The organism is Sorangium sp. KYC3313 (genome assembly GCF_052075895.1).
In the GTDB taxonomy this organism is placed as follows: Bacteria; Myxococcota_A; Polyangia; order Polyangiales; family Polyangiaceae; genus Sorangium; species Sorangium cellulosum_B.
On record NZ_CP197255.1, the window covers coordinates 8,273,276 to 8,282,948 of the forward strand.

3 protein-coding genes are annotated in these 9,673 nt (G+C 70.7%); all 3 read right to left on the reverse strand.

Annotated features, from left to right (window positions below; genetic code table 11):
• Window positions 1-116: 116 nt before the first annotated feature.
• The 3 genes from ACSRUE_RS31830 to fabD all read right to left on the reverse strand — a co-directional run bounded on the left by ACSRUE_RS31830 (window position 117) and on the right by fabD (window position 9,649).
• A complete protein-coding gene (locus ACSRUE_RS31830) occupies window positions 117-2,888 on the reverse strand; it encodes a hypothetical protein (protein WP_441286880.1) in 2,772 nt (923 codons plus the stop codon).
• Window positions 2,885-6,844 carry an RHS repeat-associated core domain-containing protein gene (locus ACSRUE_RS31835; protein ID WP_441286881.1) on the reverse strand — a complete coding sequence of 1,320 codons (3,960 nt, stop codon included), beginning with the start codon at window positions 6,842-6,844 and terminating at the stop codon, window positions 2,885-2,887. The genes ACSRUE_RS31830 and ACSRUE_RS31835 overlap by 4 nt, the downstream gene beginning before the upstream one ends.
• A 726-nt stretch (window positions 6,845-7,570) precedes the next feature.
• Window positions 7,571-9,649, reverse strand: coding sequence for an ACP S-malonyltransferase (fabD, locus tag ACSRUE_RS31840; RefSeq protein ID WP_441286882.1), 2,079 nt, complete (start codon window positions 9,647-9,649; stop codon window positions 7,571-7,573).
• Window positions 9,650-9,673 lie beyond the last annotated feature (24 nt).

Here is a 9,673-nt window from a genome sequence, read left to right on the forward strand (position 1 = left end):
CCGTCGGCGCATCACGACCGCTTGTGTGTCGCGGTGCCCGGGATCTCATGGACCGCCAGGATCACGGAGCTCCGGAAGAACTCCAGGCGCCGCGCCCGCCATCTCTCCACGAACGCTCAGGGCAGCCACCGGCAAACGTCGACGATCTCCCGGGCCACCGCGGCGACGCCCTGCGGTCCAGCGACGCGGGCGAACAACGGCGCCAGGTGCCCGAGGTCGTCCTTCGTCCAGTCGTCGAGGAGATCGGGCCGCGGCTTCCAGCCGAGCTCGTTCAGGAGTCTCTGGCAGACGCGGCGTGCGTGCGGCTCGGTCATCGACGCGGCCAGCGGGAGCAGCGCGAAGAGCGCCTCGTCCTCGTCGCTCGGTTGCTCCAGAGCGCGCTCGACCAGATCGCGCGCAATCGCCGGCGCGTGGTCCGGCGAGGCCACGGCGATCGCGACCAGGTCTGACCACGGGGCGCCGATCTCGCGTGACAGGTCGAGGACCGCATCGGCCCCGACAGCCCGGGTCCACGCAGCGGCGTTCCGCTCGAAGAGCAGGCGCGCGCCGTCGCTCGCCCGCAGATCGCCCGACAGCTGGGCCCAGGCGGCCTCGCGGACCGCGGCGGGCAGGTGCGCGAGCAGGGCGGATCGCGCCTCGATCCGGTCCGACGGCTCGGGCAGCGTTTCCACCAGCGCGAGCGCATCCTCCACGCGCCCCAGATCGCAGAGGCGCGCGGCGACGGCCTTCACCACCGGGAGGCGGAAGCCGGCCGCAGCCGCGCACGCCTGGACCAGCGCAGACGCGGCGCCGGCAGGTGCGTGCGGCGCGAGCGCGCAGATGCTCCAGCACGCGTCCGGCGGAAGCGCCTCGCTCTCGAGCAGCGACAGCGCCAGCCCCAGCGCCTCCGACACGCCCGCCTCCCGCTCCTCCGCGGGCAGCCCTGAAGCGAGGCGAGCGAGGACCAGGTGCCGATCCGAGGGGGGCAGCGCCTCGGACCATGCCCAGAGCCCGCGCACCGCCGCGGGAGACCATCGCGCGGCGGCCTCCGAGAGCAGCGGCAGCTCGTTGCTCCTCTCGTCGGCCGGGACCTCGGCAAACGCCTCGCGACCGAGGTCGCGCGCCTCGTCCTCGGGCAGCAGCGCCGCCAGGGACACGCGCGCGAGCCGGCTCTCCCTGGTCCGCTCGCGACCGAGCCGCGCCGCTGCCTCGCACGCGGCCGTCACGCGCGCCTGCCCGTCGAGCGCGTGCGCCAAGGCGGCGAGCGCGCCCCCCTCGGCGTGCTCCTCGCTGGCGGCCTCGAGCGCCCAGCCGAGCACGACGGCGCGCTCGGCGTCGGGCAGCTCGTGCGCCAGCCGGATCAGGGCACCGGCGCGCTCCGCGGCGTCGGCGATCGGCCGTCCAGCATCCAGGATGTCCTCGCCCACGCGCGGCATCTCGATGTGGGGTCCGGCGGAGCCCTCGCCGCCCTGGGCCCCTTCCTCTTCCTCCTCGTCCTCCTGCGCGGCCTGCGCAGCCAGCACACGCCGCGTCTCCTCGAAGCCAAGGATCTCCCGCACGGAGCTCGTGACGAGCAGGCAGCGGATCCGCGCGGCCAGCACCGCCACGACATCGCCTCCGGCCGCGGCATCGACCAGAAGGCTCGCCGCGCACGCCGCCGTCGCGTCCACGTCGGCGATGAACCCGGACGAGCCATCCGGGCGTGTCCTCCACACGTCGAGCCACGCCCTCGAGGCCAGCACGATCCGCTCTGCGAGGCTCGCGCCGACCCGCTCCAGGTGAGCGCGCCAGTTCCGGCATACGTAGTCGGAGACCGTACCCGACGCGAACGCGCGCTTCCCGTGGTCGGCGAACCGGTGATCGATCCCCGCGCGCTCATGCGGCGCGAGCCGCCCTTCGATGGCCTCGGCCCAGGCCGGGTGACGGAGCGCGAGGCCCGGCTCTCCGGCGGCGACGAGCAGTCCGCTCGGCTCGTTCCAGGCGCCGCCGTTCACCGTCGAGATCGCGAGGAGCTCCTCCACCTCGATCGGCGCGAGCGCGCCTGCAAGCCATGGCAATATGGGGCGGATCGTGCCGCCGGCGCAGAGATCCAGGACGCCCGGAGCTCCGGCGGGAGCGCTCGCGAGCGCCGTTCCCACAGCCGCGGCATCCCGCGCGAGTACCTCGATCAGCGCCTCCACGAGCAGCCGGTCCCCGCCGCTCACCCGTGCGACATCGTCCTTCACGCTGGCCGGCAGCTCGCCAAGCCTCCGCCCAATCGCCTCCGCGACCTCGTCGACCTCGATCGGCGGCAGCGCGACCACCTCCGTCCCCTCCCGGAGCCCTCGGAGCGCCTCGCTCGAGCGCGCCGACAGCACGGCGCGCACGCCGGGGCCGAGGTCTCGCAGGAATCGCTGCGCTGCATCGAGGGTCCAGGAGGCGCCCTCGTCAAACCCGTCGAGAATCACGATGAGCGGCCTGCTTCCGGGCGGGCGGCCCTCCTCGAGCATGATCGCGAGGTCGCGCCGCATCTCCTCGACCCCGTGCGCCCGTTCGCCGATGCGCCGCGGCGTCCTGAGGAACAGAGCCACGCGAGCATAGAGGAGGTTCAGCGCCGTGGACTCCAGCGCCGTACCGAACCGGCGGCTCACGGGGACGAACGCTACCTCGTACCGGCCCGCACGGGCCAGTTCCAGCGCCCACGCGCCCAGCAGCATCGACTTGCCGCGCCCGCTCGGCCCGAGCAGCGCCACGCGCGCACCGCCATGCTCCAGCCACGCTTCGAGGCCCGCCACGGCGCCAGCGCGCGCTCTCCCGCCGAGGGGGGCGCTGCGGCAGCGCTCGACCTCGCGCCAGAAGTCGAGGACGCCGCGCTCCGCCGCCGCCGGGCCAGCGGCCGGCGCATCCGGTGCTCGCGAAGGAGGGCTCATGTCCCTTCGAAGGGCGGTGTGCTCGAGGGAGCAGTCCTGAACGGCACGGAGCGTCCCGCTAGCCATACATTGCCGTTCCACGCCTTGCCATCCGAGCCGATGACACCGTTCTTCTTGCCAGTACCGCCGTTGTTCGCCGGGTGAAGGCCGAGCTCACGCAGGACCTGCGCGCAGAACTTGCATGGATCCATGAGCTTACCGCGCCTGTCCGTCGTCGTCATCTTGCCCTCCTTCACCTGTTTCTGCAGCTCCTTCCTGATCTCGATGTCTTCGGCCGCGGGGTCTTTCAATGTCTTACCGTTCTGCTTGCGGTCCTGCCGGATGTCCTTCGCCAGGTTGTTCAATGCATCGATCTCGGCGCAGTGGCCGGCGCTCGATGGCGCCGGCCCCGCCACCTTGCCGTCGTCGAACTTCTTGTGGGCATCGGCGACAGCGGTCTGGAGCGCGGGGTCGAGCGCGCCCCCGAACGTGCTCGATCCGTGGTGCGTCTTGCCGCCGGCGGTCTCGATCTCGGTCCCGGCCTTGGCCATGAGCCCGTCCGGATCGACGAGCCGCGTCGGCTGGTTCTCCGCGTAGGCGAAGCCGTTCAGACCGCCGAGGACCCCGATCGGATCGGCGCTGATATAGCGACCCGCCTCGGGATCGTAGTAGCGGTTGCGATTGTAGCAGAGGCCGATCTCCTCGTCCCAGTACTGCCCGCGAAAGCGGATCGGCGTCGACACCGGCGCCAACGCGTTGCGCGCGGGCTCAACCTTTCCCCAGGCGCTCCGCCGCAGCTCGCAAGCGACGGCGCCATCGGGGCCGACGAGCCGCTCCGGCGTGCCGATCTCGTCGTTCAGGTAATGATACCACTCGCCCTCCCCGGCGCGCTGCGCCCACGGCGCGCCGGCCTCGAAGACGTAGGTGCGCGCATCCACGGTCGGCACGGCGTGGGCAGCCGCGTCGCCGGTGACCTGCCGGATCTCGTGCACGAGCTCGGCGCCATCCCAGACGAACCTCGTCGCGCTCTCCGGCCGCAGCTCGCCGGTCGAGAGCCGCCGGGAGACCCGCTTGGCGACGCGCCGGGCGTCAGGATCGTACGAGAACTCCACGACGGTGCCATCGGCGCGCTCCACCGACTGCAAGAGCCCACGCGCGTCCCATGTGTATTGGGTGACCTCGAGCGCTCCGGCGGGGGTCCTGGCCCGCGTCTCCTTGAGGCGCGCGTCGTCGTCCCAGAGGAGCTCGGTGTCGCCCTTCCTGAGCAGACGATTGCCAGGACCGTACGAGCGATCCTTCTTGCCAGCCGCGACGTCGAACACGTTCCCGCAGGCGTCGTAGCGAAAGAGCTCGGCGCGCTCGTGCTCCGGGACGTTCGCCAGGATCTGGCTCGCAGGGTCGTACTCGAAGCGGCGCGTGCCGTACGCCTGGTCCCACGCCTCGACGAGCTCCGACGCAGGCGAGTATCGGTACGCCTGGTGCACCGTCACCGACGCCGGGGCCGGGCCCACCCATTCCGGTTCGTTCGGCCCGACGTGCACGCGGCTCGACGGCGCGCAGACGCGCCGTTCGACGAGGCGATCCATCAGGTCCCACGCGCTCTCGATCCGGCCGCCTCGCGGCAGCGCGCGGCAGACCTCACGCCCCGCGGCGTCGTAAGCGACCCGGACCTCGTCTCTTCCGTCGAGGATCACCTTCTCCGCGAGCCCGCCGACGTTGCGAATCCACCTGGCGGAGTGACCGAACGACGTGGTGCGTTCGACGACATCACCCATGAGATCGAAGGTGCGCCGGACGGTCGCGGCCTCGCCTCCCACGATCTGGGTCTCGGACACGACCCAGCCGACGGCGTTGCGCTCATACGTGAACGAACCGGCGGGGCTCTCGGCGGCGATCACGTCGCCGCGGTCGTCGTACGTGAACCTCTCGACGCTGCCGTCGTCGAAGGTGCGCGCGACGAGCTGCCCGGCGAGGTCGTACGTGTACTCCGTCCTCTCGCCCGCGGCGTTCTGGAAGGAGATGACCCGGCCATTGTAATCGTACTTGGTTCGAGACACGCGCCCGTCGAACCCACGCTCGCTGGTCACCATCCCCGCGGCGTCGAGCTCGATCCTGTGGCGCTCCCCGAGCGCGTTCTGGATCTCGACGAGGCGCCCCTCACGGTTGTACCGGAACCGTGTGATCTCTCCGTTCGGCTTGTGCACCTCGCAGAGCTTGTGGAAGCCGCCTCGCACGAACCGGGTCACCTGCTGGTTTGGCTGGAGGACCGCGGTGCAGTCCCCCATACCGTCGTATTCGTAGCGGGTCGTCCCGCCGTCGGGCCGGTGGACGCCGGTGAGGTTGCCGCGATTGTCATAGGTGTACGACAGCACCGCGCCGCTCGTGTCCCGGATCGAGCGGCACCGGCCCCAGTAATCGTAGGCGAGCTGCGTCTTGCCCCCGAGCGCGTCGGTCTTCTCGACCATGTTCCCGAGATCGTCATAGCGGTACGTCGTGCGGCCGCCGTTCGGCGCCACCGTCTCGATGAGCCGCCCGTGCGCGTCCTGGCGCACCTGGAACACCGCCCCGAGGGGGTCGGTCCAGATGAGCCCGTCGGGCGTCCGCCCGATCTCGGTGATGCCGCCCGCCGGATCGATCGCTCGGCGGATGTGCCCGTCCGGATCGCGCTCGATTTTCGTCATTCGACCGAGCGGATCGGTGATGGAGAGCTCGCGGCCGAGGCGATCCCGCTGCCAGACGGTCATGGCGCCGACCGGATCGACGAACGTCCTGAGGTGCCCGTGCTCGTCGTACGTCCGGCTGAACACGGCCCCGGCGCTCACGGCCTTGTCGAGCTTGCCGAAGCGATTCCCGAAGTAGCGATGAACCGTGATGGAGTCCGCGACTTCGACGTATCCGCCCTCTCCGAACTCCAGCTTGCAGTGGTAGATGCCTCTGGCGACGGTCCTCCCGTCGGCCAGGTGCGTCGGCGCGTCCTCCGCCAGGCTGCGGTCACGCCCATCGCCGTAAGCGCCCCATGTCTCGACGCAACGGCGCCGATCGTCGTAGCGGAATGAGAACGTGAGCCCTGTAGGGCTCGTATGGGAGGTGAGGAGGTGTTCCTGGTACGTGTAGCGCGTCGTGTATCCGTCGGCGTCGGTCGCGGACGTGAGATCTCCGGCGGCGTCGTAGCTGTACTGCGCGAAGGGCACCCAGACACCGCGCTCCCGCGCGTTCTTGATCTCGAACGCGCCGATGCGCCCGTCGGGCGCCCGCCGGACCCGGACGATCCGGCCGACGCTGTCGGTGATCTCGGTGAGCACGCCCTCGCGGTACGAGAGCCTGATCTCGTTGTTGTATCGGTCCTTGATCGCGGTGAGCCGGAACCGCTTCCCGGCCGCTTCGGCGAACACGTACCAGCGGCCGTCGCCTGTATCGAGGACGAAGCCGCGTTCCTCCCGGGCGAGGACCCATCCGTGGGGGCCCGCCACGCCGGCGCCCACGGGCATCGTGTCGAGATCGACCGGCCCATCGTCGGTCCAGACGCGGAGGATGCGCTGCCGCACCTCGATCTCCCACGCCAGCGAGTGGCTCCACCCGAACCCCAGCCCGACGTCGCGCTCGAACGCCGCGGTGGTGTAGGATCGCACGATCGAGAGCGGCAGCGGTCCCGGAAGCTCGAGGTCGACGGCGGGAATCGTGAACACCCGGCCCGTCACCACGTCGACCGGGTCGCCCTTCGCAGCCATTCCCGATTTCTTGCCGCCATGGTGGTTCGGGCAGCCGGCGCCGTCGCCGCCTGCGCTGCCACACCCGGACTTCCCACCGCCGCTGGCGTCCTTGCCGCCGTTGGATCCATTGCCGCCCTGTTTACCGCCAGAGCCGCTTCCTCCAGCGCCACCGCCCCCGCCACCGGCCCCGCCCCCTCCCATGATGAAGACGCCCGGGTTCATTCCAGGGATGGCGGGGATGTTCGGTACAGGCGCAGTGCGGGCCATGGTCGTCTCCCGGGTCTGGTGCGGCCTTGCCGCCGTGCGATCCCGGCGAAGGTACACCGCCTGGGGCCCGGATGCACCAACACGCTCGCGGCCCGGGGCAATGCGCATCGACGAGGAGGGGGATACCGATGAAGTTCAAGAAGAAGATAGGGGACGGCGGCCATTTCTTGTCGACTCGATAGCGTCTCGCCGCAATGGGAGCGAGGACGCCACCATCCGCTGTCGAGACGGGTCCTACGACCTGTTTGCGTCCGACTTCAGAGCTCGGCCAGGTCGACGAGACATCACGTACGCTTGGTGCGTTGATTACGCTTGGTGCGTTGATGACGAGAGCAGCCCCACCGCACAGCCGCACGGGGACGACGCGGCCGAGCAGCGCGAGGCGCGCGAGCCGGCCACGCAGGTCGACCACCTGCGCGGGCAACGCCTCGGCGGCCTCACCGCTGACGCGTCGACTCGCCGCGCGCGCACGGAGCTCACACGCGATCGCATCGAGACCGCGCGGCTCCGCCAGCGCGAGCCGCAGGAGCCACCGGTCCCAGTGCGAGAAGCCTTGTCGAGCTTGCCGAAGCGGTTCCCGAAGCAGCGATGAACCGTGATGGAGTCCGCGACTTCGACGTATCCATCCTCTCCGAACTCCAGCTTGCAGTGGTAGATGCCTCTGGCGACGGTCCTCCCGTCGGCCAGGTGGAACGGGCAGGGCGTCTCCGGATCGTCGCCGCCCGCTCACGCCCCCGATGGCTGCCGCTCGATCTGCTGGACGAGGCGCGTCAGCACGTTCCCCGGGCCAATCTCCCTGAACTCTTTCACCCCCTGCGCCATCAGGAAGCTCACGCTCTGCACCCACTGCACGGGACGGGTGATCTGCTGGACGAGCAGCGACTTGATGGTCGCTGATGGGTCCTTCGCCTCGTAGGGCCTCGCGGAGACATTGCTGATGACCGGGATCCGGAGTGCCTCGAACCTCATCGGAGCGAGGAAGTCGGCGAAGGCGCGCCCCGTCTCCTCGACGTAGCGCGAGTGAAATGCGGCGCTGACCGGCAATATCACGTACGTGCGCGCGCCAGCGTCCTCGAACACCGTGTGGCCTCGGGCGATGTCGGCGACTGGGCCAGAGATGACGATCTGCGAGGGAGAGTTGAAGTTCGCGACGTCGATCGTACCCAGCCCGTTCTCCGTGAGGACCTGCTTGATGCGACCTTCGTCCATCCCGATCACGGCGGCCATGCCTCCGCTCACGGACGCCGCCATCAGCTCGCCGCGCTTCTTCACGAGGCGCAGCCCGGTCAAGAGGTCGAAGGCGCCCGCCGCGAGCAGGGCGTTGTACTCGCCGAGGCTGTGGCCGGCCACGTAGTCCGGCCGCTGCCCTCGCGCGATCGCGTCGTAGTAGTGGAGCGCGTTCACGACGTAGAGCGCGGGCTGCGTGTACTGTGTCTCCTTCAGGCGCCCGCCGGGATCCTCGTGGCAGAGCGCGCGCATGGAGTAGCCGAGCAACGCGTCGACCTCCCGCTCGACCGCCGCGTACTCGGGCACCGAGTCGAAGAGCCCCGCGCCCATTCCGCGCTTCTGCGACCCCTGCCCAGGGAACATGAAGGCGACCGTCGCCCGCGGGCCAGCGTGCACGCCGTTCGTGGCGGCCGCACCGCTCGCCTCCGCGCGGAGCGGCCGCGGCCCGTCGCTCGGGGCGCGCGCCGGCGCGCCGGATGGCTCAGAACCCACGGCGCGATCGCTCGAGCTCGCACCCGCAGGCGCCGCAGGGCGCGAGGCCGCCTCGAAGCCCCGAGGCGACGGCCCGGCGGCGCGCGCGTCCGCGGCGGCGCCCGAAGGCGACGGCGCCTCGGCGCGCTCGTCCGTGCCGGGGCGCGGGGGGCGCGCGCCGAGCTCGGTGGCGGCAGCGGTGAAACGCTCGAAATCGCGGCCGAACGGGGACAGCACCGTGTGATGCGTGGATCGGGAGCCCCCCTTCGAGAGGATGTACTTCATGAACGTCGCCAGCGTGCCCGACGGACCAACGTCCACGTAGCGATAGGGTCCGCTCTCCTCGAGGCGCTTCATCGTCTCGAAGAAGCGGATCGGCTCACGGGCCACGGACCACGCATGGTCGGCCGTGAACGTGTCGATCGCCCTCGTGCGCGCGCAGCAGACCAGCGGCAGGCGCGCCGGACGGGCGCGCATCGATCGCGATCGCTCCTTGAAGAGCGCCTCCGCGGCGTCGAGCCACCGCGAGTGGAAGGCGAACGAGACCGCCAAACGCTGGAAGACGATGTCCTTCACGCGCAGGATCTTCTCGATCTCCGCTGCTCCCTGCATGGTGGCGGCCACGACGAAATGCGCGTCGAAATTGACCGCCGCCAGCTCGCCGTGACGGCTCAAGCCGGCGTCGTCGTACAGGCTCGTCGGCCCGAGCACCGCGATCATGGCCCCTCGCTCGCAGCAGGCCTCCAGGGACCGCGCGTGCCGGATCGTCATCTCCAGGGCTGCCTCGACGTCGAGGCAGCCGGCCACGCAGGCGGCGGCGACGGTCCCCAGGCTGGCGCCGATCACGACGTCCGGCACGACGCCGGCCTCGATCAGCGACTCCGCGAGCGCGTACTCCATCATGAGGAGCGCCGGGTGCGTGAGCAGCGTCCGATCGAACACGTCCCCCTTGCCGCGGCCCTCCTGGTAGAGCGCCTCGACGACCGAGCTCCCCGCGAGATCGCGCACCAGGACGTCCAGGCGGTCCATCCAGCGACGGAACGTCGGGTGCCGGGCGTAGAGCCCCTCGCCCATTCGAAAGTAATGCGAGCCCTGACCGGAGAACATGAAGGCTAACTTCGGCGTCGACAA

What these genes read in the sequence shown, in the direction of transcription:
- ACSRUE_RS31830 (WP_441286880.1), bottom strand. Translation starts at nt 2,888, where the DNA reads ATGAGCCCTCCTTCGCGAGCACCGGATGCGCCGGCCGCTGGCCCGGCG.
- ACSRUE_RS31835 (WP_441286881.1), bottom strand. Translation starts at nt 6,844, where the DNA reads ATGGCCCGCACTGCGCCTGTACCGAACATCCCCGCCATCCCTGGAATG.
- fabD (WP_441286882.1), bottom strand. Translation starts at nt 9,649, where the DNA reads ATGTTCTCCGGTCAGGGCTCGCATTACTTTCGAATGGGCGAGGGGCTC.